Origin of the sequence: Streptomyces sp. NPDC058741, assembly GCF_042746715.1 — a bacterium.
Lineage (GTDB): Bacteria > Actinomycetota > Actinomycetes > Streptomycetales > Streptomycetaceae > Streptomyces.
In genome coordinates this window covers 64,807-88,066 of the sequence record NZ_JBHYQH010000010.1, presented here as the reverse complement: position 1 = coordinate 88,066, position 23,260 = coordinate 64,807, and the positions used below count along the sequence as shown (strand labels likewise).

20 protein-coding genes are annotated in these 23,260 nt (G+C 74.9%); 8 read left to right on the top strand and 12 right to left on the bottom strand.

Going from position 1 to position 23,260, the window contains the following annotated elements:
* Nucleotides 1-293: 293 nt before the first annotated feature.
* From ACFW6P_RS11065 to ACFW6P_RS11050, 4 genes are all read right to left on the bottom strand, one after another.
* A complete protein-coding gene (locus ACFW6P_RS11065) occupies nt 294-656 on the bottom strand; it encodes a hypothetical protein (protein WP_386350965.1) in 363 nt (120 codons plus the stop codon).
* Nucleotides 644-1,105 (bottom strand): class F sortase, encoded by a 462-nt coding sequence (locus ACFW6P_RS11060; RefSeq protein ID WP_386351160.1) that lies wholly within the window; start codon nt 1,103-1,105, stop codon nt 644-646. Before ACFW6P_RS11060 ends, ACFW6P_RS11065 begins: the two co-directional genes overlap by 13 nt.
* A gap of 244 nt (nt 1,106-1,349) precedes the next feature.
* Nucleotides 1,350-2,177: a DUF4397 domain-containing protein gene (locus ACFW6P_RS11055; protein WP_386350962.1), complete on the bottom strand. Its 828-nt coding sequence runs from the start codon at nt 2,175-2,177 to the stop codon at nt 1,350-1,352.
* Between the two features lie 106 nt (nt 2,178-2,283).
* Nucleotides 2,284-2,889 carry an RNA polymerase sigma factor gene (locus ACFW6P_RS11050; RefSeq protein WP_386350960.1) on the bottom strand — a complete coding sequence of 202 codons (606 nt, stop codon included), beginning with the start codon at nt 2,887-2,889 and terminating at the stop codon, nt 2,284-2,286.
* 161 nt (nt 2,890-3,050) lie between these two features.
* Here ACFW6P_RS11050 and ACFW6P_RS11045 point away from each other — a divergent pair, with 161 nt between their 5' ends.
* The 4 genes from ACFW6P_RS11045 (at nt 3,051) to ACFW6P_RS11030 (ending at nt 8,027) form a co-directional block, all read left to right on the top strand.
* A complete protein-coding gene (locus ACFW6P_RS11045) occupies nt 3,051-4,088 on the top strand; it encodes a MerR family transcriptional regulator (protein WP_386350957.1) in 1,038 nt (345 codons plus the stop codon).
* Nucleotides 4,089-4,447: 359 nt separating this feature from the next.
* Complete coding sequence (locus tag ACFW6P_RS11040) at nt 4,448-5,662, top strand: lycopene cyclase family protein (protein ID WP_386423450.1); 1,215 nt, start codon at nt 4,448-4,450, stop codon at nt 5,660-5,662.
* On the top strand, nt 5,659-6,435 hold the full coding sequence (locus tag ACFW6P_RS11035) for a class I SAM-dependent methyltransferase (protein WP_386423448.1): 777 nt from the start codon (nt 5,659-5,661) through the stop codon (nt 6,433-6,435). The genes ACFW6P_RS11040 and ACFW6P_RS11035 overlap by 4 nt, the downstream gene beginning before the upstream one ends.
* On the top strand, nt 6,432-8,027 hold the full coding sequence (locus ACFW6P_RS11030; protein WP_386350949.1) for an FAD-dependent oxidoreductase: 1,596 nt from the start codon (nt 6,432-6,434) through the stop codon (nt 8,025-8,027). Before ACFW6P_RS11035 ends, ACFW6P_RS11030 begins: the two co-directional genes overlap by 4 nt.
* Nucleotides 8,028-8,326: 299 nt before the next feature.
* On the opposite strand, the gene ACFW6P_RS11025 is transcribed toward ACFW6P_RS11030, so the two are convergent.
* From ACFW6P_RS11025 to ACFW6P_RS10995, 7 genes are all read right to left on the bottom strand, one after another.
* On the bottom strand, nt 8,327-9,334 hold the full coding sequence (locus ACFW6P_RS11025) for a DUF5914 domain-containing protein (RefSeq protein ID WP_386350946.1): 1,008 nt from the start codon (nt 9,332-9,334) through the stop codon (nt 8,327-8,329).
* Complete coding sequence (locus ACFW6P_RS11020; protein ID WP_386350944.1) at nt 9,327-10,310, bottom strand: phytoene/squalene synthase family protein; 984 nt, start codon at nt 10,308-10,310, stop codon at nt 9,327-9,329. Before ACFW6P_RS11020 ends, ACFW6P_RS11025 begins: the two co-directional genes overlap by 8 nt.
* A complete protein-coding gene (gene crtI, locus ACFW6P_RS11015) occupies nt 10,297-11,868 on the bottom strand; it encodes a phytoene desaturase family protein (protein ID WP_386350942.1) in 1,572 nt (523 codons plus the stop codon). The genes ACFW6P_RS11020 and crtI overlap by 14 nt, the downstream gene beginning before the upstream one ends.
* Nucleotides 11,865-13,007 (bottom strand): polyprenyl synthetase family protein, encoded by a 1,143-nt coding sequence (locus ACFW6P_RS11010; protein ID WP_386350939.1) that lies wholly within the window; start codon nt 13,005-13,007, stop codon nt 11,865-11,867. The genes crtI and ACFW6P_RS11010 overlap by 4 nt, the downstream gene beginning before the upstream one ends.
* Nucleotides 13,008-13,130: 123 nt before the next feature.
* Nucleotides 13,131-14,504 carry a cryptochrome/photolyase family protein gene (locus tag ACFW6P_RS11005; RefSeq protein WP_386350936.1) on the bottom strand — a complete coding sequence of 458 codons (1,374 nt, stop codon included), beginning with the start codon at nt 14,502-14,504 and terminating at the stop codon, nt 13,131-13,133.
* 37 nt (nt 14,505-14,541) lie between these two features.
* A complete protein-coding gene (locus tag ACFW6P_RS11000; RefSeq protein WP_386350934.1) occupies nt 14,542-16,110 on the bottom strand; it encodes an SDR family oxidoreductase in 1,569 nt (522 codons plus the stop codon).
* 113 nt (nt 16,111-16,223) lie between these two features.
* Complete coding sequence (locus ACFW6P_RS10995) at nt 16,224-18,365, bottom strand: MMPL family transporter (protein ID WP_386423446.1); 2,142 nt, start codon at nt 18,363-18,365, stop codon at nt 16,224-16,226.
* A 74-nt stretch (nt 18,366-18,439) separates the two neighbouring features.
* Between ACFW6P_RS10995 and ACFW6P_RS10990 the strand changes: the two genes are divergently transcribed.
* Together ACFW6P_RS10990 and ACFW6P_RS10985 are read left to right on the top strand one after the other, a co-directional pair.
* The gene (locus tag ACFW6P_RS10990) at nt 18,440-18,955 is read left to right on the top strand and encodes a MarR family winged helix-turn-helix transcriptional regulator (protein ID WP_386350929.1); all 516 of its coding nucleotides are present in this window, start codon (nt 18,440-18,442) and stop codon (nt 18,953-18,955) included.
* A 51-nt stretch (nt 18,956-19,006) separates the two neighbouring features.
* The gene (locus ACFW6P_RS10985; protein ID WP_386350927.1) at nt 19,007-19,582 is read left to right on the top strand and encodes a DUF4383 domain-containing protein; all 576 of its coding nucleotides are present in this window, start codon (nt 19,007-19,009) and stop codon (nt 19,580-19,582) included.
* 210 nt (nt 19,583-19,792) lie between these two features.
* Here ACFW6P_RS10985 and ACFW6P_RS10980 read toward each other — a convergent pair whose 3' ends face one another.
* Nucleotides 19,793-20,989 carry a serpin family protein gene (locus ACFW6P_RS10980; protein WP_386350924.1) on the bottom strand — a complete coding sequence of 399 codons (1,197 nt, stop codon included), beginning with the start codon at nt 20,987-20,989 and terminating at the stop codon, nt 19,793-19,795.
* 84 nt (nt 20,990-21,073) lie between these two features.
* Here ACFW6P_RS10980 and ACFW6P_RS10975 point away from each other — a divergent pair, with 84 nt between their 5' ends.
* Both ACFW6P_RS10975 and ACFW6P_RS10970 read left to right on the top strand, forming a co-directional pair.
* Nucleotides 21,074-22,201, top strand: a complete 1,128-nt coding sequence (locus ACFW6P_RS10975; RefSeq protein WP_386350921.1) for a DUF4190 domain-containing protein — start codon at nt 21,074-21,076, stop codon at nt 22,199-22,201.
* Nucleotides 22,202-22,348: 147 nt separating this feature from the next.
* Nucleotides 22,349-23,101: a GntR family transcriptional regulator gene (locus tag ACFW6P_RS10970; RefSeq protein ID WP_386350918.1), complete on the top strand. Its 753-nt coding sequence runs from the start codon at nt 22,349-22,351 to the stop codon at nt 23,099-23,101.
* Nucleotides 23,102-23,260 lie beyond the last annotated feature (159 nt).

The window sequence follows — 23,260 nt, the reverse complement described above, 5'->3', positions numbered from 1 at the left end:
GTCGATGACCCGAGGGCATGAGAACCAGGGGCGGGCTGGTGCCGTGGAGGTTCCCCGGCTCGGCCCGCCGGTGCACACCGGCGGGTCCGTGAAGGCGATGACGAAGAGCGCCGAAGGAAGCCGTCCGACCTGCTCGGTCGCCGAAGGGCGACTCGTCCGCACGTGAGACCACAGTGCCCCCCGGTTGTTCCGGGGGGCACTTCCCGCTGCCCGGCGCCGCTGCTCGACCGCGAGGCCCTGGCCTTCTCGCGGAAGTGCCGAGGCACCCTGCCGGTGGCGAAGCCGTCCCGGGGCTACGGGCAGTCGCGGCGGCACCGGCGGGCGGCCGCCGCCGAGGCTGCGGCCAGGGCGGCCAGGGCGAGTGCGGTGAGCAGTTTCCGCTTGCCGGGGGTGAGGGGGCCTGCGGGCGGCCGGGGCGGCGTGGGCTCAGGGGTCAGGTTCCGGGAGATCTGCTGCCAGACGTGTTCGGGGGGCGCCGCCGGCAGGTCGACCAGTTGGGCGGTGCGGGCGGCCGTCACCACGCGGGTCATCACCCGCAACTCGTCACGGCAGTGCTCGCACTGCTCGACGTGCAGCAGTGCGTCGGCGAGTTCCCCGCCCGGCGCGGCGTTCCCGAGCGCCAGCTCCACCAGGTGCGCGGGCTCTACATGGGCCACTGCGTCCTCCTGTTCCCCGGACCCCGGGAGTCGACGGGCTCCGCCGTGACCACGAGGTTGGACTGGTAGCCTCCGCGCCCGGGATCGAACGGCGGAGCACAGGTGATGAGAGTGAGCACGGGTGCGCCGGTGCGGCGGAACGTCGACGAGGGCAGTTCGTCCTTCGGCACGGTGACCCGCGACACCACCCGGTAGCGCACGGCTTCGGCCCCTTCCCGCCGCACCTCGACCCGGTCGCCCCGGCCCACGTCGTACAGGGCGGCGAACTCACCGAGTTCGCCGGTGTCGGTGTCGACGTGCCCGACGAGCACGGCCGAGCCCTCGGAGCCGCCGGGCGAGGGACCGTAGCGGTACCAGCCGGCCACGGACGGGGTGTCGGGGATCGTCATGTCCCCCCGGTCCGTCACCCCCACCGGTTCGACCCGTGCGTCGAGGCCGACGCCGGGCACGAGAACGCGCCGGGGCGGTGTGTCCCGCACCGCCCCGGCAGCCGAGCCCTCCAGGCCTGCCCGGTCCCTCTGCCGCGCGTCGGGCGATGCCCTCGGCCCGGAGGCCGCCGCGTTCCCCCGCTCGGCGGGCGCGGCCGCGAAGTCCGCAGGGGGAGCGGCCCGGTCCGACGGTGCGTCCGGAAAGCCGAGAGCGGCTGCCAGGGCGGCAGCCGCAACGGTCAGTCCGGCGAGCCGTCGTGTGCCGTCAGCCACGCCGTCCGGCGGCCCGGCGAACCGCCAGGACACCCGTCACCGCGATGACGCCCGCCGCGGCGGCCCAGGCGGGCCACGCGTCGGAGGAGTTCGTGTTGACGGCGGCGCCGTTGCCGCCCGCGTCCACGGAGCGCGGAGCCGACGACATGCCGCTGAACGTCTGGGTGGCCAGGGCGAGGTTCTCGTCCTCGGCGCTGCCCCAGGCGTAGACGACGTTGCTCGTGCCTTCCTTCAGATTCAGGTCGGCCGGACCGATGGCCACGGTGTCCGTGCCGGCCAGCACCACATCGGCGTTGACGGTGCCCGCGCCGACCACCGCGGTGTCCTCCTTCGGGTTGGTCAGGTCCGTGAAGACCGGCTGCCCGCCGGCCCGGACGTCGACGGCGGGCGCTGCCGCGACATGGCGCACCGTCAGACGCGACTTGCCGGCGTCCACGGCGGAGACGTCGTTGCTGAAGGCCGTCAGTTCGGGCTTGCCGTCGGCGGAGAGGTGGGCGGCGACCGTGGCGTTACCGCCGTCGGGTACTTCCACCTTCTTCTCCAGAGCCGGAGTGCCGTCGGGTCCCTGGCCCGCTTCGAAGATCTTTATGTCATAGGTGCCGGCGGCTAGGGGCTGGGGGGCCGTCACCGTGCCGGGCTTGAAATCGCTCAGGAGTTCGTCGCCGTTGGCGTAGACGTCGACCGTCAGCCCGGGGATTCCGTGGAAGACGGACACCATGGCCTTGTCGGAATCGGCGGCCAGCGCGGGTGCGGTCGCGCCGAGGGCCAGGGCGCAGGCTCCGGCCGAGGCGGCGATGGCGGTGCGGAGGTGGGAGGTCATGGCAGGAGTCCCTTCGAGAGGAGCCTCCGTAGCTGCGGAGTCTCGACCGTGTTTCGGAGGCAGGGGCCGCTGCGGATGCGCCCGCGGTGTGACCGGTTCGCGCCGGTCACAGATCCGCGTCGTGCGCCGGGGTCTGCTCGATGGTCTGGCGCAGCCGGTGCAGGCCGCGGCGGGCGTGACTCTTCACCGTTCCCAGGGGCATGCCGGTGCGCTCGGAGATCTGCGCCTGCGTCAGGTCCTCGTAGAAGGCGAGGCAGAGCACCTCCCGCTGGTGGCGTGGCAGCCGTGTCAGGGCGTCCACCAGCAGCACCCGGTCCAGGACCCGGTCGGGTGCCTCGTCGTCGTGCCGGAGTGGGCCCTGGTCGCGGGCGGCCGAGTCGGCGAGCGTCACACGGCGCGTCCGGGCCGCCAGGGCGTCGACGATCTTGCGGCGCGTGATGCCGACCAGCCAGGCGCCGAGCGGGCCCCGCTCCGGGCGGAAACCGGCCCGTCCGTGCCAGGCGCCGAGGAAGACCTGCTGGGTCACGTCCTCCGCCTCGTGGGTGTCGCCGAGCATTCGGGTGGCCATGGTGTGGACGAGCGAGCCCCAGCGCCGGTAGATCGCGGCGAAGGCCTCCTCGTCCGCGGCGACCAGACCGCGGGCGAGTTCCTCCTCGTACCGGGTCTCTTCGACAGGCGGTGCGGGAGCGGTGAATCGCGAGTTCGTGATCATGGCCTGGTTCCTCCTGCGGGCTTCGTGCGGGGACGAAAGACCGTCTGCCGGTCCGATCGGTCGCGCCGTACTCGAAGCCGCGATCGTGTTCACGTGCCCAGTGTTCGGCGCATAAACGACGCAACTCAACATGCGTCGTTTGTGCGTCGTACAGTGGGGCCATGGACGCACAGGAGCGGGACGGCGGCGAGCGGGCGGTCGAGCGGCTGCCGCAGGGCATCGGGCTGACCACCGGCGAGGTGGCCAGGCGGCTGGGCGTCGCGCCCACCACCGTGCGCACCTGGGACCGCCGATACGGCCTCGGGCCCGACGCGCACACCGGCGGCCGGCACCGGCGGTGGACCGCCGCCGACGTGGCACGGCTGGAGCGGATGTGCGCCCTGACGGCGACCGGCGTACCGCCCGCCGAGGCGGCGCGCACGGTGCTCGGCGGGGCGCCCCCGGAAACGGCCCCGGGCGGACCGCCCGCGCAGGCGGCCCCGGGTGGAGGGACCCCCGGCGCGACCCCTTCCCGACCGTCCGTCCGGACCCGCAGCAGGGCGAGCAGCGGACTGCGCCTGGGCGACGTGCGCCAGGAGTGCAAGGGCATCGCGCGGGCCGCCCTGCGGCTCGACGCCGACGCGCTGGACGATCTGCTCCGGTCCGTGATCGACGAGCACGGCCTGGTCGCCGCCTGGACCGAGGTGATCATGCCGACGCTCCAGGCCGTGGGCCGCAAGTGGGAGACCTCGGGCGAGAAGTACGTCGAGGTCGAGCACTTCCTGTCCTGGCATGTCTCCGGCGCCCTGCGGCGCTGCGCAGCCCGGGCCGCCGCCGACCGTCCCGGCGGGGTTACGATGCTCGCGTGCGTGCCCGGTGAGAACCACACGCTGCCGCTGGAGGTGCTGGCCGCCGCCCTCGCCGAACGCGGGCTGCCGGTGCGCATGTTCGGCGGTGCGCTGCCCGTGGAGTCGCTGGTGACGGCCGTGCGCCGGACCGGTCCGGCCGCGGTGGCGCTGTGGGCGCAGTCCCGTACGACCGCCAGCCGGCCGCTGGCCCAGCACGTGGCCGCGATGGAGTGGGGGGTCCGGGGCGCGCGCCGCCGGCCGGTCGTGCTGACGCTCGGGCCGGGCTGGTCCAGCCGGACCGTGCCCGGGCTGCCGCGCCCGACGGGACTGGCCGAGGCCGTCACCCTGCTGGAGTCGGTCGTCTCGCCGTAGCCGCCGCCCGCTGCATCCGAACACCCCCCACCGCGGGAAGCGGTGGGCGAACGGGTCAGCGAGCGGATCAACGAACAGTTCAGCGAACTGTTCAGCGAGCGGATCAAGTCGTCGACCCGGCGGCCCGACGTGGGGTGCGGTGGAGGCCGGCGTGTATGTCCCGGTGTCCGGGAGTGGGGTGTGGTAGTGATCGGCGGGTGTGTCCGGACGGCCGGGGAGCGGGGTGTGGTGGTGATCGGTGTGTACGTCCCCGCGGGCGGAGAGGGCCGCAGGGGCCGCCTCCGTGTGCCTGAGGCCGTGCCGGGCCCGCAAGGCCCGATGCCCGGCGGGCCGTACGGCCGTGGCCGGGACCGGTGCCGGTGAGCCCGGGCCCGGACGCCACGTCCGACGTGGTGATCGTCGGTGGCGGTGCCGCCGGACTCAGCCTCGCGAACCGGCTCCTCGGGACCGGCGCCGCCACCGTGACCGTCGTGGAGCCGCCGGACGGGCCCGGCCGCCCGGCGGAGCGGACCTGGTGCTACTGGGACGAGGGCGACGACGACTTCGAGGACGCGGTGGCCGCCGACTGGTCCCTGCTGCGGGTGCACGGCCCCGACGGTGAGGCCCTCACCGTCGACCCGGCTCCCTCCCGGTACCGCATGGTGCGTTCCGCGGCCTTCGAACGGCTGGTGCACGCCCGGCTGGCGGACTCGCCCGGCGGGCGCCTGCTGCGCGCCACGGCAGGCCCCGTACGCGACCTGCCCGAGGGCGCTGAGGTCCGCTGCACCGAACCGGGCGGCCGGACGCTCACCCTGCGCGCCCGCCACGTGTTCGACTCACGGCCCCTGCCCGCCCTGCCCCCGGCCCGGACCCAGCTGCTGCAGCACTTCCGCGGCTGGTTCGTGCGCACCGGCACCGACCGGTTCGACCCCTCGGTCGCCGACCTCATGGACTTCCGCGTGCCCCAGCCGCCGCACGGACTGGCCTTCGGCTACGTCCTGCCGCTGGCCCCCGGCCACGCCCTCGTCGAGTACACCGAGTTCTCCCGGGCCCCGCTGACCACCGAGGCGTACGAGACGGCCCTCGGCCACTACGCCCGCGAGATCCTGGGCCTGGGCGCGTTCACCGTCGAGGCGGCCGAGCAGGGGGTCATCCCCATGACCGACGCCCGCTTCCCGGGGCGGACCGGGAACGCGGTCCACCGGATCGGGACGGCGGGCGGTGCGACCCGCCCCGCCACCGGCTACACCTTCGCCGCGGTGCAGCGGCACAGCCGGGCCGTCGCCGCCGCCCTGAGCGACGGCCGCGGCACCTTCCCGCCGCCCCACCGGCGGCGGGCGCTGTTCCTGGACGCGGTACTGCTGCGGGCCCTGGACACCGGCCGCATCGACGGCCCCGCGTTCTTCACCGACCTGTTCCGCAGGACCCCCGCGCACCGTCTGCTGCGCTTCCTGGACGGCGCCACCTCGTTTCGCGAGGAATGGGGCATCGGACTGCGCACCCCCGTGGGCCCGATGCTCCGCACCACCCTCGAGGTGCCCTTCCTGCCCCGCCGCACCCACCCCGCCCCCCGAACCGGAGAGAGCCCCCGATGACCCTGCTGCGCGACCACGAACTGGCGCACGCCTTCGACCACGCGTCCCGCACCTACGACCGGCTCACGGCCCTCAACCCCGGTTACCGCACCGACCTGCTCCGTTCCGCCCGCCGGCTGCGGCTGCCCCACGACGGGGCCGGGCTGCACCTGCTCGACCTCGGCTGCGGCACCGGCGCCTCCACCCGCGCCCTGCTGCGGGTCGCGCCCCGCGCCCGGATCACCGCCGTCGACGCCTCCTCGGGGATGCTGCGGCAGGCGCAGGCCAAAGCGTGGCCCGACGGCGTGCGGTTCCTGCACCTGAGCGCCGAGGACCTCGCGACGGCCGGCGAAGGCCCCTTCCACGCGGTCTTCGCCGCCTACCTGTTCCGCAACGTCACCGACCCGGACGGCGTCCTGCGCACCGTACGGACCCTGCTGCGGCCGGGCGGACGCCTCGCCGTCCACGAGTACAGTCTCGGCGGCTCCCCGGCCCACCGCGCCCTGTGGACCGCCGTGTGCCGGGGCCTGATAATCCCCGGGGGCACCCTCACCGGCGACCGGGACCTCTACGACCACCTGTGGCGCAGCGTCCTCGACTTCGACACCGCGGACGACTTCACCGACCGGCTGGCCCGCGCCGGGTTCGCGGACGCGCGCGCCCTTCCCCTGGCCGGATGGCAGACCGGCATCACGCACACCTTCGTCGCCCGCAACGGCTCCGCCGCGCCGGCCACGAGGACGACCCCCGGGACGGCCGCGACGCCCGCTCCCGCCGTGGAGGCCGGCCGATGAGCACCCGTACCGCACCCGCCGCCGCCCGCCGCGGACGGGACCGCAAGGCCGAGATCCTCATGCCCGCGCCCGGCCGGGACGGCTTCGGACCGCGGGACGCGCCCTCGGTCGCCGTGGTGGGCGGCGGCATCGCCGGTCTCGCGGCGGCCACCGGACTGGCCGAACGCGGCGCCCGGGTGACCCTCTACGAACGCGAGGAAACCCTCGGCGGACGCCTCGCCGGCCATCGCACCGAGCTCGCGGACGGCTCCGTCGTGACCATGAGCCGCGGCTTCCACGCCTTCTTCCGCCAGTACTACAACCTGCGCGGTCTGCTGCGGCGGACCGACCCCGCCCTCGCGCGCCTCACCCCGCTGTCCGACTACCCCCTGCGGCACAGCGGCGGCCTGACCGACAGCTTCGCCCGCGTCCCGCGCACCCCGCCCCTCAGCGCCCTCGGCTTCGTCGCGCTCAGCCCCACCTTCGGCTGGCGCGACCTCACCGCCCTGGACGCCCGGGCGGCGCTGCCGCTGCTCGACGTGCGCGTACCGGAGGTGTACGAGCGGTTCGACGGGATCAGCGCGGCCGGCTTCCTGGAGGGCGTGCGCTTCCCGGAGGCCGCGCACCACCTGGCCTTCGAGGTGTTCTCGCGCAGCTTCTTCGCCGATCCGCGCGAACTGTCCGCCGCCGAGCTGATGCTGATGTTCCACATCTACTTCCTCGGCTCGGCCGAAGGGCTGCTGTTCGACGTGCCCGACGAGCCCTTCCCCCAGGCCCTGTGGGAGCCGCTCGGTGCGTACCTCCAGCGGCTCGGCGCGGACGTCCGCACCGGTGCCGCCGTCGACGGCGTCGACCCGGCCGGCAGCGGGGGAGCCGAGGTGCGCACCGGCGCCGGCACCGAGCGGTACGACGCGGTGGTGCTCGCCCTCGACACCGGCGGGCTGCGGCAGGTCGTCGCCGGCTCGCCCGGCCTGGGCACCGCCGCCTGGCGCGACGACGTCGCCGCCCTGCGCACCGCCCCGCCCTTCCTCGTCTCCCGCTTCTGGCTCGACCGCCCGGTCCGCGCCGACCGCCCCGGTTTCCTGGGCACCAGCGGCTACGGCGGCCTGGACAACATCAGCGTCCTGGACCGCTACGAGGGCGAGGCGGCCGGCTGGGCCTCGAAGAACGCCGGTTCGGTGGTGGAACTGCACGCCTACGCCGTTCCCGAGGGCGCCGACCGGGAGACCGTGCAGCACGAACTGCTCGAACAGCTGTGGCGGGTGTACCCGGAGACCCGTGAGGCGGGGATCGTCGACGTCCGGCACGAGTGGCGCGCCGACTGCCCGCACTTCCCCGTCGGCACCCATCACCGGCGTCCCACGGTGACCACCCCGCACCCGTGGCTGACGCTGGCCGGCGACGGGATCCGCTGCGACCTGCCCGTGGCGCTGATGGAACGCGCCGCCACCACCGGCTTCCTGGCGGCCAACACCCTGCTCGCGGGGTGGGGCGTCCGCGGCCAGGTCCTGTGGACGGTCCCGCGCGCGGGACGCTCCCCGGCCCTGCGCGCCCTCGGCGCGCTCGCCCGCCGGCACCCCGCCGGTGACACCGTCCCACCCGACGGGGCCTGAGGCAGGACACGGGAGACCCCGCCCCGCCGTCGAGGCCGTGACGGACGGGGCGGGCCCGATCGGGGGAGAGCCCTCGTCGTGCCGCTGAGGCCGTGCGCCGCGCGGGGCGTGGCGGAGGCCCGAGCGGGGCCGCCTCGCCCGGCCCGTGACGCGGTGTCACCGCCCGGGCGGGCCGTGACACCCTCCGCGGGCGCGGGCGCGAGGCAACAGGAACACGCCGCGACGGAACCGCAACACGAACAGACCCCGTCCCGCCGTCGAGGCCGTGACGAGCGGGACGGGGTCCGATCAGGGCCGCCTCAGCCGGGGAAGCGGCCGGTGCTGCGCAGCGTCCAGCGCCGCTCGGCGTAGGCGAGGTCGTCGCGCCACAGCCGGCCGGCGGTGTACCGCATCAGGGGACGCAGTGCGGGCGCGGCGGCCCTGGCCAGGACGAAGCCGCGCCGGTCCGAGGTGGCGATCACGGCTTCCACCACCGCCGTCCGCGGCGTCGTGTCGGCCGCGCCGGTCAGCGGGGTGGCGTGCGTCTCCACCACCGAGGTGGCGCCCTCGCCGTCGGTGATGCGCATGAGGACGGTGCGCGGCTCCGGCGCGGTGAACTCGGCGCGCACGGGCACCACCAGACGGCCCGCCACCCGGAAGGACACGTCGACGACGAAGGTGTCGTCCTCCTCGCCCTGCGGTTCCCGGGCGACCGTCAGATCGACGAAGGAGTACGGGTGGAACCAGGACCCGTGCCACGGGTCGAGCCGGTTGGCCACGACGTCCTGCGGCTCGCACCGGCCGATCCCGGTGAACACGGCGTCCACACCCGTGCCCGTCGCGGGGCGCTCCGGAATCAAGGGACGCTCCGTCGGCTCCTCGCCGCCGACCCCGTCCAGCCGCACCCACACCAGCACCCCGTCGTCGTGGACGGGGTACGGCTGCCAGCCGGCGAACGGGGAGCCGCCGTCCAGGGCGAGTCCGTGCCAGTGACACACCAGGGTGCCGCACACCACCCGGCTGTCCCGCAGCGGAGCGCCGAGGTGCGGGCAGGCCCCCGGGCCCGCGCGCAGCTCGCCCGACTCCGAGCGCCACAGCACCACCTCGACGCCGCCGACGGTCCTGCCGTAGGGCTTGCCGGGGCGCACGTTCCGGGAGGCGCCGACCACGAACCAGTTCCCGGAGGGCCGGGCCGACGCCCGTTTCAGCGCGTCGGCGATCAGCGCCGGGCGCGCCGCGCGCCAGGTCGGCTCCTGCTCCGACCAGCCCGGGCCGCGGCGCCGCCGCAGCGGCGGCGTCCAGCCGGCCTTGTCCGCGGGATCAGTCACGAGACGGTCCTTTCCGTTCCAGTGCGCCGGGGTCCGCCGAGGGGGCCGGGCGCCGTCGCGCGGCGGCCACCTTCAGCACCCCGGCCGCGGCCACGGCCGCCCGGCGGCGGCGGGGCACCACCGCGCGGCGGTGCACCACGGTGTAGTCGTGCCGTGCCACCTCGTCCAGGATGCCGCCGTACAGCGTGTACGCGGTGGCGATGCAGGGGCGCACCCGCGGGTCGAGCATCGCGATGCCCGGCTCCGCCTCCCGGTAGACGTCCCGGGTCATCGCCTCGGCCGCGACGAGCGCCGCCCGGATGCGCGGGTCCCGGCGTCCGGTGCGCCGGCTCCACTCCAGCAGCGGCCGGTCCACACCGTGCGCGGCGAGCAGGTCCGCGGGCAGGTAGACGCGGCCGCGGTCCAGGTCCTCGCCGACGTCCCGCAGGAAGTTGGTGAGCTGGAACGCCACCCCGAGGGCCGCCGCGTGCGGCGCGGCCTCCTCCCGCGGGACGACCGTGCCCAGCACGGGCAGCATCTGCAGCCCGATCACCGCCGCCGAGCCGTGCATGTAGGCCCGCAGGTCGGCGTAGGCCGGGTAGTCGGTGACGGTCAGGTCGGAGCGCATCGAGGCGAGGAAGTCGGCGAACAGCTCCACCTCGATGCCGTACCGGTCGGCCGTGTCGGCCACCGCCCGGACCACCGGCTCGTCCCCGCCTCCGGAGGCCAGCGCGTGCGCGAGGTCGCCCTCCAGTTGCTTCAGCAGCAGGTCCCGGTCGTCGGGTGTCAGGCGGCGGTCCAGGTCGTCGACGATGTCGTCGGCCCAGCGGGCGAAGCCGTACAGCGCGTGCACCGCCGAGCGGCGCTCCAGCGGCAGCAGGCGCGTGGCGAGGAAGTAGGTGCGGCCGTGGCGGGCGTTGAGCTGCCGGCAGCGGGTGTAGTCGGCGCGCAGGCCGGGGTCGGTGATCCCGGCGGCGTCCAGTTCACGACGGGTCATGGGCACCTGCCCCGGTCGGGGTGGACGGGAGGTCCTTCAGGACCGGGCGCGGGCGGGACAGGGTGGAGCGGCGTGCCGTGCCGCCGGTGACGCGGGAGGCGGCGAGCTTGCCGCTGATGAGCACCGTCGGCACACCGACACCCGGGGTCGTCCCGCAGCCGGCGAGCACCACGTTGTCCAGTCCGCGCACCAGGTTGCGCGGCCGGAAGGGGCCGGTCTGGGCGAAGGTGTGGGAGACGGAGAAGGGGCCGCCCGCCGCGTGTCCCTGGGCCGTCCAGTCGAGCGGGGTCACCAGCTGCTCCTCCTCCACGCTGTCCGCGAACCCGTCGAGGCCGCGGCGCTCCAGCTCGGCGAGCAGGCTGTCGCGGTAGCGCGGGCCCAGGTCCCGCCAGTCGGCGGCGGAGGGGCCGACGTCGGTGTTGGGGCAGGGCGCGAGGACGTAGTGGAGGTGGCGGCCAGGCGGCGCGAGGGAGGGGTCGTGCGTCGTCGGGCGGGTGATCAGCAGGGACGGGTCGCTCATCAGCCGGCCCGAGCGGGTCAGTTCGTCGAAGGTGCTCTCCCACGCCGCGCCGAAGGACAGCGTGTGGTGGGCGAGGTGCGGCCAGGTGCGGTCGGTCCCGGCGTGCAGGATCACCGCGGACGGCGAGTGCTGCAGGGCCACCGGGCGGCGGGGTGCCCGGCCCAGCAGCCGGTGGGCGGTGGACAGTTCGCAGGTCAGCACCACCGCGTCGCACGGGATGCGCTCACCCGAGGCGAGCCGCACGGCCCGCACCCGGCCCGCCGAGCGTTCCAGCGCGCTCACCTCGGACGAGAAGCGCAGCTCGGCGCCGGCACCGGCCGCCGCGTCGGCCATCGCCCGGGGCAGCGCGTACATGCCGCCCTTGGGGAACCAGACCCCGGCGACGGTGTCCATGTAGGCGATCACCGCGTAGGCCGCGAGCGCCCGGGCCGGGGCGACCCCGGCGTACAGGGCCTGGAAGGAGAACACGCGCCGCAGGCGCTCGTCGTTCAGGAAGCGGCCGATCCGGCCGTCCAGGCGCCCGAAGCCGCCGAGCGCCGCCAGCCGTGCCAGGTCGGGGTGGAGGAGCTGGAACGGCGAGTCGAAGTTGGTGTCGATGAAACGGCGCATCTGGGCCCGGTAGAGCCGCTCCAGCCACTCCCGCAACCTGTGGTAGCCGGCCGCCTCGGCAGGTCCGGCGAAGCGCCGCACCTCCGCCTCCATGGCCTCGCCGTCGGTGTGCACGTCGAGCGAGGTGCCGTCGGCGAAGGCCGCCCGGTAGGCGGGGTGCAGGGGCATCAGCTCGACGCGCCGGTGCAGGCTGTCGCCGACGGCCGCGAACGCCTCGTCGGCCAGGTGCGGCATCGTCAGCACGGTGGGCCCGGTGTCCACCTGGTAGTCGCCCAGCCGCACCTGCCCGGCCCGGCCGCCCGGCCCCGGGTCCCGTTCGACGAGCGTGACCCGGCGCCCGGCGCCCAGCAGATGCAGGGCGCACGCCAGGCCGGACAGGCCCGCCCCCACCACGACGACGTGGTCCGTCGGCCCCGACACGGTCCTCATACGAGCTCCTCGGCGGGACGCGGGGCGACGCCCGAGGCCCGCTCGACCAGGGCGGCGAACTCCCGCCGCACATCCGGACCGGCCGCTACGGCCTCGAACTGCCGCAGACCGGCCGACGCCAGTTCCTCGATCCGCGCCTCGACCTCCGACCGGGCACCCGTGCGCTCCAGGGCCGCCCGCATCCGCTCGACGGTCCCCGCCGCCCGCGCGCCCGCGCGCGGCGCGAGCACGGCGGTGGCCTCGTGGTCGCCCGCGGCGTCGGCGAGCCGGACGGCGACGGCGAGGAGGGGGGTGAGCTTGCGGTGGCGCAGATCGTCGTCGGCGGGCTTCCCGGTGTGCGCCGGGTCGCCGAACGCACCGAGCAGGTCGTCGCGCAACTGGAAGGCCAGCCCCGCGCTGCGGCCGGCCGCCCGCAGCGCCCCCAGGGTGCCGGGGCCGGCGCCGGCCAGGGCCGCGCCCAGTGCCAGCGGTCGCGCGACCGTGTACAGGGCGCTCTTGAGGACGGCGATGGTCAGCGCCTCCTCGGCGCTGGACGAGTCGCCCGCCTGCGCGTTCAGGTCGCGGTACTGCCCGGCGACCATCTCGGTGCGCATGGCCCGCCACTCGGCGTACAGCTGCGGGCCCTGCGGCGCCCCGAGCGCCGTCTCCGTCAGCAGGTCGTCCGCCCACGCCAGGGCCAGGTCGCCCGCGAGCACCGCGGCCGACGTCCCGAACGACTCGGCGGAGCCGTTCGTCAGGCCCCTGCGGTGCCCGCGGGCGAACTCCACGTGCAGCGCGGGAGCGCCCCGGCGCAGGGGTGATCCGTCCATCACGTCGTCGTGGATCAGGGCGCAGGCCTGGAGCAGTTCGAGGGCGGCCCCCAGGCGCAGCACGGCCGTCGGATCGCCCGTGCCGCCCGCAGCGCGCCAGCCGCACCACACGAACGCGGTGCGCAGGCGCTTGCCCCCGCGCCGGGTGAACGCGGCGACGCGCTCCGCCATGTCGTGCGCGAACAGCGCGTCGGTCTCACGGGCCTGCCGCAGCCGCACGTCGAGCACCCGCTCCAGGACCTGCTCCACGGCAAGTGTGGCCTCGTGGGCGGTGAGCGGGGTGTCGTCCGTGTCCGCCGGTCCGGCCGTCGTCGGCCCCGGTCCAAGCATGCGCAACCCCTTATCGGTTCCGGTCATCCGAACATCAGTGCTTCCATCGGGCGCGGTGTTTTGGATGCGCCGGGCTCCCGGGCCCGCGGATCCCTCCGGTTCCCGGCCACGCCCCGCGCCCCATCATCCGCGCCCCCGGGCGGCCTTGAAGCGGGCCAGCCCGTCGCCGAGGTCGATCAGCGGCGCGGGGTAGCCCGTCTCGGCACGCCGGTCCTCCGGCAGCCGCCACGGCTCGTGCACCGCACTGCCCCGAACGTCCGCCAGTTCGGGTACCCACCGGCGTACGTAGGTCCCCTCCGGGTCGTAACGCTTCCCCTGCAGGACGGGGTTGAGGACGCGGTTCGGTCGGGTGTCGGTGCCGGTGCCGGCGACCCACTGCCAGTTCAGCTGGTTGTTGACGAGGTCGCCGTCCACCAGCAGGTCCAGGAAGTGCCGTGCGCCGATCCGCCAGTCCACGTACAGCGTCTTGGACAGGAAGCTCGCCGTCAGCAGCCGGGCGCGGTTGTGCATCCAGCCCTCGTGGCGCAGCTGGCGCATGCCCGCGTCGACCATAGGGTAGCCCGTGCGGCCCTCGCGCCAGGCGGCGATGTCCTCGGCCGCCTCGTCCTCGCCGCGCCACCGGTCCCCACGGCTGCGGTAGTCCCGTACTGCCGCGCCGGGCCGGGCCGCCAGGACCTGGTGGTGGAAGTCCCGCCAGCACAGCTGGCGCACGAACGCCTCGGCCCCCGGCCCGCCCTTCTCACGGGCCCGGTGCACGAGCTCCACCGGCGACAGCGCCCCGAAGTGCAGGTACGGGGACAGGCGCGAGGTGCCGTCGCCGGCCAGGTCGTCGTGCAGGTCCCCGTACCGGGCCAGGTCCGCCCTCGCCCACTCCGTGAACCGCTCACGCCCCGCCGTCTCACCGCCGGGCGGCAGGTCCGCGGACACGTCCCCGGCGTCCGCGCGCGACGGCGGCCGCTCGCCGCGCGCCGCGTCGGGGACCCGCACGGCGCGCGGGGCGGGCAGCGGGTCCCGCAGCGACTGCTGCGACCAGCGGCGGAAGTAGGGGGTGAACACCGAGAAGTGGTCGGCGCCGGACGGGGTGACGGCGCCCGGGGCGACGGCGGTGATGACGCTGTCGTGCACCCGCAGCGCGACCCCGTCCGCGGCCAGTGCCTCGCGCAGCCGCTCCTCGCGGCGGTGGGCGTAGCCGGTGATGCCCGCGGCCAGGTGCACCTGGGTGGCGCCGCACTCGGCGGCGACCGCGCGGACCTCCCGGGTGACCGGCCCGGAGCGCACGACCAGCCGCCCTCCGCGCCGGCGCAGCGAGGCGTCGAGGTCGGCCAGGCAGTCGGCGAGGAAGGCGGCGCGGTTGGGCACGTCGAAGCCGGCCGCGTGCACGCCCGGGTCGCGGACGAACAGGGGCACCACCTCGTCCGCCGCCGCCAGCGCCGCGCGCAGCGGCGGATGGTCGTGCAGGCGCAGGTCCGAGGTGAACAGGACGACCGCGACGGTCATGGTGTCACTCCTGGTGCGGTGAAGCGGTGGTACGGGATCACGTCTGTCGCTGCCCCGTCTTTCGCCCGGCCCGGGCGCGCCGGATGCGCGGGGCGCGCGAGCCCGCCCGTCGTCCGCTGACGCCGTCGGCCGCCGCCTGGGCGATGTTGCGGGCCATGCCGCCGAACACCACCGAGTGGAACGGGGCGACGCTCCACCAGTAGGCGTGGCCCAGCAGGCCGCGAGGATGGAACAGGGCCCGCTGCCGGTAGCGGGTGCGGCCGTCGGCGTCGCTCTCGGCGTACATCTCCAGCCAGGCGAGGCCGGGCAGCCTCATCTCGGCGCGCAGCCGCAGCAGATGGCCGGGTTCGATCTCCTCGACCCGCCAGAAGTCGAGCGAGTCGCCGACCCTCAGGCGCTCGGTGTCACGCCGTCCGCGGCGCAGACCGACCCCGCCGACGAACCGGTCCAGCCAGCCCCGGACCGCCCAGGCCAGGGGGGAGGAGTACCAGCCGTTCTCGCCCCCGATGCCCTCGATCACCTTCCACAGGGCTTCCCGTGACGCGTCGACGGGCCTCTGCCGCTCGTCCTGGTAGAGGCTGCCGCCCGCCCAGTCCGGGTCGGTGGGCAGCGGGTCGCTGGGAGCTCCGGGCACGGAGGCCGAGGACCAGCGCGTGGTGACCTCGGCGTCGCGCACCTTGCGCAGCGCGAGGTTCAGGGCGTCGTCGAACGGCATCGGCCGGCCCGGGGCGTCCGGCACGTACCGGGCGATGTCGTGCTCGCGGCACACGACCTCGTGCCGCAGCGACTCCGTCAGCGGCCGGGCGAGCGAGGCGGGCACCGGCGTGACGATGCCGACCCAGTGGCTGGACAGCCGCGGGGTGAGGACCGGGATCGGCACGATGAACCGCCGCCGCAGCCCGGCGACGACGGCGTAGCGCCGCATCATCTCCCGGTAGGTGAGGACGTCGGGTCCGCCGATGTCGAAGGCCCGGTCGACGTCGGGCGGCATGGTCGCCGAGCCGACGAGGTAGGCCAGCACGTCCCCCACCCCGATCGGCTGGGTGCGGGTGTGCACCCAGCTGGGGGTGACCATGACGGGCAGCCGTTCGGTCAGGTAGCGCAGCATCTCGAACGACGCCGACCCCGAGCCGATGACGACGGCCGCCCGCAGCACCGTGGCCGGCACCGGGGAGTCGAGGAAGATCTGCCCCACCTCGGCCCGGGAGCGCAGGTGCGGGGAGAGGAACCTCTCGGGCACGTGCTGCGGGGTCAGCCCGCCGAGGTACACGATCCGGCGGACCCCGGCGATCCTTGCCTGCTCGGCGAAGATGCGCGCGGCCCGCCGGTCGGTCTCCTCGAACCCGGAACCCGAGGTGAGGGCGTGCACCAGGTAGTAGGCCACGTCGATCCCGCGCATCGCCGCGGCGACGGACTCCGCGTCGGTGACGTCCCCCTGGACGGTCTCGGCCTGCCCCGCCCAGGGGTGGTCGCGCAGTTTGCCGGGGGAGCGGGCCAGGCACCGGACGCTGTGGCCCGCGCGCAGCAGTTCCGGCACCAGGCGCCCGCCGATGTATCCGGACGCCCCGGTGACCAGGCAGTGCAACCGCTGCGCGTCCGTCGCCATCGTCGTGCCTCCGCTCCTCGACACCCGCGCCGTGCTGAAGAAGCACGGCTCCGCCCTGAAGACTTCCCGTTCGGCGTCCGTCGCGGATGCACGACACAGACGCCGCGTGCGAATCAGCCGGAGGGAGTACCTGCTTCCGCCTCCCTCGGGGCCGCGCGGGAGACGTCCGTCTCCTCGGGGTGCCTGCGGGCCAGCGAGCTCGGCCACCACGCCCGCGGACCGATGTCGATCACCAGCGCGGGCACCAGCAGCGAGCGCACGACGAGCGTGTCGAGCAGCACGCCGAAGGCGACGATGAAGGCGATCTGCACCAGGAACGCCAGTGGGATCACCATCAGCGCCGCGAACGTCGCGGCGAGCACCACGCCCGCCGAGGTGATCACCCCGCCGGTGGTGGTCAGCCCGCGCAGCACCCCCAGCCGGTTGCCGTGCGCGAGCGCCTCCTCCCGGACCCGGGACATCAGGAAGATGTTGTAGTCGACGCCCAGCGCCACCAGGAACACGAAGCCGTACAGCGGGACCGAGGCGTCCGTGCCGCTGAAGCCGAGCAGGTGCTGGAAGACGAGCGCCGACACGCCCAGTGTGGCGAGGAAGTTGAGCCCCACGGTCGCGACCAGCAGCACCGGCACCAGCAGGGAGCGCAACAGCACCATCAGGATCAGCAGGATGACCGCGAGCACGATCGGCACGATGAGCGTCCGGTCGCGGGCGGCGGTCTGCTGGGTGTCGTACTGCTGCGCGGTGTACCCGCCGACCAGCGCGTCGGCGCCGGAGACCGCGTGCACCTTCGCGCGCAGCCGCTCGACGGTGTCCTTGGCCGCGTCGCTGTCCGCCGAGGCCTTCAGCGTGGCGTTGATGAGGACCCGCCCGTCGGCCACGAGCGGCTCGCCGTCACCGGGCCGGCCGGAGGCCGAGACGGGGCTCGCGGTGGCGACGCCCTCGGTGGCCTTCGCGGCGGCCGTCACCTCGGAGGCCCGGCCGGCGTCGGCGATGATCACGGCCGGGTTGCCGGACCCGCCGGGGAAGTGCTCGCCGAGAGTGGCCTGCGCGGCCACCGAGGGCGCGTCGTTGACGAAGATCTCGTCGAGCGGCACGCCCTTGGAGGACAGCGAGGGCGAGAAGGCCGCGAAGACGGCGAGGATCAGCGCCGTCACCACCCAGGTCCGGCGCGGCCGGCCGTCCACCGTCGCGGCGACCCGGCGCCACACGCCGCTGCCCTGCGCGGAGTTCTCCGGCGCCTTCGGCTTGGAGGGCCAGTAGGCGGTGCGGCCCAGCAGGGCGAGCACGGCCGGCAGGAAGGTGAGCGTGGTGAGCACGGCGCAGACGATGCCGATGGCGCCGACCGGCCCGAGGGCGCGGTTGTTGGTGAGGTCGCTCACGAGCAGGGCCAGCAGGCCGAGCGCCACGGTCGCGGCGCTGGCGGTGATGGCGCCGAACGAGCGGCGCACCGCGGCGGTCGCCGCCGCGGCCCGGTCCCCGCGCACGGCGAGTTCCTCGCGGAAGCGGGCGGCCAGCAGCAGGGCGTAGTCGGTGGCGGCGCCGATCACCAGGATCGACAGGATGCCCTGCACCTGGCCGTCGACGCGTACCACGTCCCGTTCGGCCAGCGCGTAGACGACGGCGCAGGCGAGGCCCAGGGCGAAGACCGAGCTGAGGATGATCAGGAACGGCAGCAGGACGCTGCGGTAGACGAGCAGCAGGATGAGCAGCACGGCGCCGAGGGCCACGCCGAGCAGCAGTCCGTCGATCCCGGCGAAGGCGTCCGACAGGTCGGCCTGGCTGGCCGCCGGGCCGGCGATCTGCGCCCGGGTGCCCGGCACGTCCGCGGCCGCCGCGCGCACCGCGTCGAGGGTGGTGGGCAGCTCCTCGCCGAGGTCGGGTTCCAGCTGGACGACGGCCTGCATCGCCTCCTTGTCGTCCGAGAGCAGGGCGGGGGAGGGCCGGTCCACCACGCCGGGCTCCCCGGCGAGCGCCGCCATGGCGCGGGTGGCGTCGGCCTGCTGGTCCGCCGTCAGCCGCCCGCCGTCCGCCGTCCAGACCACCACGGCCGGCAGCGTCTCGGACTGGTTGAACGCCTCACGGGCCTCCAGCACCTTCGTGGACTCGGCGCTGCGGGGCAGGAAGGCTGCCTGGTCGTTGGTGGCCACCTCGCCGAGCTTGCCCGCGTACGGGCCGAGAGTGCCGCCCACCCCCAGCCAGACGAGGAGGAGAGCGAGCGGTACGAGCCTTCTGGCCCAACGCTGTGCGGTACTCATGCGCATCCCAAGCCGTAGAGGAATTTACTCATCCATAAAGTATCTCAATCTTCGAGAGATACTAGGGTGGGGGCATGAGCGGTTCCGGTGCGCCCACGTCATCCCTTCCGGCCGACGACCCGATCGGGTTGCACACCTTCGCCGTTCTGCTGCGCCGGATGAACAGCGAGCTGAACCGCATCGCCCAGGAGTTCGCCCACGCGCAGGGCCTGCACCTCACCGACATGCAGGCGCTGATCGCGATCCTGGACGCCGAGGCCGACGCGGACCCCGAGGCGGGGGAGGGGCCCATGACGCCCGGCCGGCTGCGCGGACGGCTCAACATCACGTCCGGCGCGGTGACCGCCTGCCTCGACCGGCTGGAACGGGCCGGTCACATCCGTCGCGTCCGGGACGCCGGCGACCGCCGCGTCGTGCACCTGCACTACGCGCAGGCGGCCCGGGACCTGGCCCGGGACTACTTCCACCCCCTGGCCCGCAGCACCGAGGCGGCCCGCGCCCGCTTCACCCCCGAGGAGCTGGGGGTGGTCGTCCGCTTCCTCGCCGAGATGAACGGGGAGCTGGCCCTGCTGCGCAGGGAGCCGGACTGAGTCTTCCGGGGGCGCCGCATCCGTTCCGCTCATAACCGGCGAAACAGGAGCATGAAGCTACGAGACGAACTTCCGGTCGACCACCACCTGGCGACCGTCTACCGGTACGGCGCCGGCTTCTGCGGCCTGGTGCTCCTGGTGTTCGCGGCCCTCGGCTTCGCCGACGCCCTGAGCCCCTTCAACACCTCGGGAACGATCGCCGGCATGACCACCAACGTGGCGCTGAGCGTCATCTCTGCCGTGGTCGGTCTGGCGCTGCTCGTGGGTGCCGCGATCGGCGGCAACTTCGCCTCCACCCTGAACATGACCGTCGGCACGCTGTTCGTCCTGAGCGGCTTCGCGCACATCTTCGTGCTCGACCGCCCGGCGAACATCCTGGACTTCGGCATGACGAACGTGATCTTCAGCTTCGTCATGGGGCTGGTCATCGCGACCTTCGGCATGTACGGCCGGGTCTCCAGCAAGCTCTCCCACGACAACCCCTACTGGCAGCGCAGGCACCCCGAGCAGGCGGCGCGGGAGCGCGAGGCGCCTGCCGCCCTGTCCGGACCGCCCGGCGCCGCGCCCGCGCTCCCCGGGACGACGGCGGGCGGCGGCGCGAGCGGCGGGCGGCGCGTCCTGGACTGACGGACGCCCGGGTGGTCCGCCGCCCCGGACGTGAGGGGGGCGGACCGCGTGCGGCCCGGCCCCCTCGCCCCGTCGGGATCAGAACTGCAGCGCCCAGGCGTCGACGCGCCCGGTGTCGTAGCCACTTCGAGGGCGTCGACGGCAGCGGTCTCGGTCGCGGCCGGCGGGCGGGGCCCTGACGGGGCGGGTGGGCGGTCAGTCTCCCGGCCCTTACGGCACGTGGGCGTCCAGGGCCCCGGGGAAGGGTTTCGGGTCGTCCACCCAGCCCGCCGCCAGGACCAGGGCCGTCTCGCGGTGGACCGCGAGGAAGCCGAAGGGGCGGTCGAAGACGGCGTGTGCCCGGGTCGTCGCGTGCCGCGGCTCGGGCCTGTCCTCCCAGCCCAGCCACTCCGCCTCCATCAGCGTGAGGGCCGCCGCCCGGAACCCCTCGGCACCGAACGTCGCCGTCGCCGACTGCCGGCCGGACGCCAGCGCGAGCGGCGCGGCGCTGATGCCCTGGAAGTGTCCCGGGCCGCCGTCGGCGGCGGTGGCCAGGCCGAACGACTCCGCCCGTGCCAGCAGGTCGTGACCCGCGGTCAGCGTGAACTCGACCGTCCTCAGGGTCAGCGCCGGCGGTTCGGGACGCTCGGTGCGCAGTCTCTCCAGCCGCAGGCCGGGCCCCGCCTGACCGAACGGCAGCCGGCTGCCGGGGACGGCCGGCAGCGCGCCCGAGACCACGCCGACGCCCGTGCCGACGACCTGCGCGGGGGACGACTCCTCCTCGCCCAGCAGCAGATGGACGTCCAGCCCGTTCGTGCCGCGTACCGTGGCCGCCGTCACCGCGCCGCCCGGCCCGTGCGCGACCGCCACGGCGTCCAGTCCCTCCCGGGTCCGGGTGAGCCCGGCCCGGTCCCGCCCGCGCCAGGGCATGAGGTCGCCCTTGAAGGGGGTCTCCCAGTCCGTCCGCAGCGCGAGCGCGGACGCCAGCACCAGGGAGGTGTCCGGCCGGAGCACCGCCGGCATCCGCCCGATCACCCCGCCGGTCCGCCGTTCCGCCCAGGTGTCCAGGGCGGCGCGATCGGCCGCCGCGTCCCCCGTGAGCACGCCGTGCACGCCCGCGGGCAGCCCCGCGGCCCACTCCTCGCGCAGCTCCACCGTCCGCGTGGTCCACAGCCCCAGAGCGGCATCCAGGCCTTCGATCTCCTCCAGCGCGGCGAGCAACTCCCGTCCCGCCGCGGCCGCCTGATCCGCCGGCAGGCCGAGGGCGGCCGACAGTTCCTCCCGCGCCGCGCCCGCCGCCCCGTCCGCGAGGAGCGCCAGCAGGGGCCAGACACCCGCCCCCGAGAACACGGTGCCGCCGCTGACCCCCGCCGCCCACCGGGCCGTCAGACCGTTCGCCGCCCGGATCACCGCTCGTTCCGACCGCATTCCGCCCTCGCCGCTCCGCCGCCTACGATGCGCCCAGCCGCACGGCGGCCCACGCCCACCGCCTCAGCCAGGAGCACCGTACCCGTGTCGATACCCCCGCCCCCTGGGAACCAGCCGCCCCAGGACCCGTACGGCCCCGCACCCGCCACCTGGCACCGGCCCCCCGGCCCGAACGGGCGGCCCTACGGCGCCCCGGTCTCCGTCAACGCGCTCGCCGTCGCCGCCCTCGTGCTCGGCGTGCTCTGCTTCCTGCCCGGTCTGGGTGCCGTCCTCGGGCTCGTCGCGCTGGCGCAGATCAGACGGTCCGGCCAGAGCGGCCGGGGTCTGGCCGTGGCCGGGGTCGCACTGTCGTCGGCCGGGATCGTGCTGTGGGCGGTGACGCTGTCGACGGGCGTGGCCGGCACGGTCTGGGAGGGGCTCAAGGACGGCACGCGCCCCGAGAGCCTGTCGCTGCGCAAGGGCGACTGCTTCGACGCCCCCGGCGGCCTGGAGGGCGCCACGTTCGACGTCGACCGCGTGGCCTGCCAGGACCGGCACGATGGCGAGGTGTTCGCGGTCGTCGCGCTGCCCGGCGGCGCCTTCCCGGGCGACGACGAGATCGGCGACATCGCCGACGAGCGCTGCCGTGCCCTCCAGAGCCAGTACGCCATGGACTCCTGGGCGATGCCTGCCGATGTCGACGCCTACTACCTGATGCCGTCCCGGGACACCTGGCGCTTCGGCGACCGCGCGATCACCTGCGTCTTCGGCAACACCGAGGCGAAGGCCAAGCTGACCGGTTCGCTGCGCGGCGACGCCACCACGCTCGACGGGGACCAGGTCGTCTTCCTGACCGCGGCCAACGCCCTCGACGCCGCGCTGTACGAGGAGCCCGAGGACGGCCCCGAGGACGACTTCGGCGGCCACCGGGCCTGGGCCGACCGGATGCACGACGTGCTCGGCGAGCAGATCGAGACCCTGCGCGGCCACTCCTGGCCGTCCTCGGCCCGCGAACCCGTCGAAGGCCTGGTCGCGGACCTGGAGGACGCCCGCCGGGAGTGGAGGAAGGCGAGCACGGCCCCTGACACGGAGACCTACTACACGCACTACGACCAGGCGTACGGCTCCGTGGACGGCGCGTCGACCGTCACGGCGCGCAAGGCCCTCGGGCTCGCGGCGTCCCCGCCGGCGTACGACGAGCGCGTGGACGAGGAGACCGAAGCGCAGGTGTGAACGCCGCCGCAACGGGGAGAAAGGGCCTGCGTGCACCCCCCGGAGCCGATGTGTCATCACATCGAGTGATTCTTTGGCCTTTGCTTGCACGGCACAACCCAGGGTTGCCAGGCTGTTGCTGTCTGTACAACCTGATGGGAGCGGCCAGTGACATTCGGTGAGCAGCCGGCGTACCTGCGTGTCGCGGGTGATCTCCGCGAGAAGATCGTCGACGGTCGGCTTCCACCGCACACCCGCCTCCCCTCCCAGGCCAGGATCCGCCAGGAGTACGGGGTCTCGGACACGGTCGCCCTGGAGGCCCGCAAGGTGCTCATGGCCGAGGGGCTGGTCGAGGGCCGCTCCGGCTCGGGGACGTACGTGCGCGAGCGGCCCGTGCCCCGGCGCGTCTCCCGCTCCGGCTACCGCCCGGCCGGCGGGGCGACGCCCTTCCGGCAGGAGCAGGCCCAGAGCGACGGGCAGGGCACCTGGGAGTCCAGCAGCCGGCAGACCGAGGCGAGCGCGGCGGTCGCCGAGCGGCTGGGGATCGAGCCGGGCGAGCGCGTGATGTGCACGAAGTACCTCTTCCGCGAGGCCGGCGAGCCCATGATGCTCTCCACGTCCTTCGAGCCCCTCTCCGTGACGGGGCGCACGCCCGTGATGCTGCCCGAGGAGGGCCCCCTCGGCGGCATGGGTGTCGTCGAGCGCATGCGCGCCATCGACGTGATCGTGGACAACGTCACGGAGGAGGTCGGTGCCCGGCCCGGCCTCGCCGAGGAACTGCTGGTGCTCGGTGGCGTCCCCGGCCACGTGGTGCTGGTCGTCCAGCGCACCTTCTACGCCTCCGGGCGCCCGGTCGAGACGGCCGACGTGGTCGTTCCGGCCGACCGGTACCGGGTCGCCTACCACCTTCCGGTCAAGTAGCGCGCGCCCACACCGGCCTCGCGGCGCGCCCCCTGCGCGCCCCGCTCACCGGTCGGCCACGCGGATCGTCGCGATCCGGGGCGCCCCGGGGCCCCGGCCTGGCCGCCGTCTTCGCAGGTCGCCGGGTCTGTGTGTGGTACATCTGCGCGTCGGCGCGGC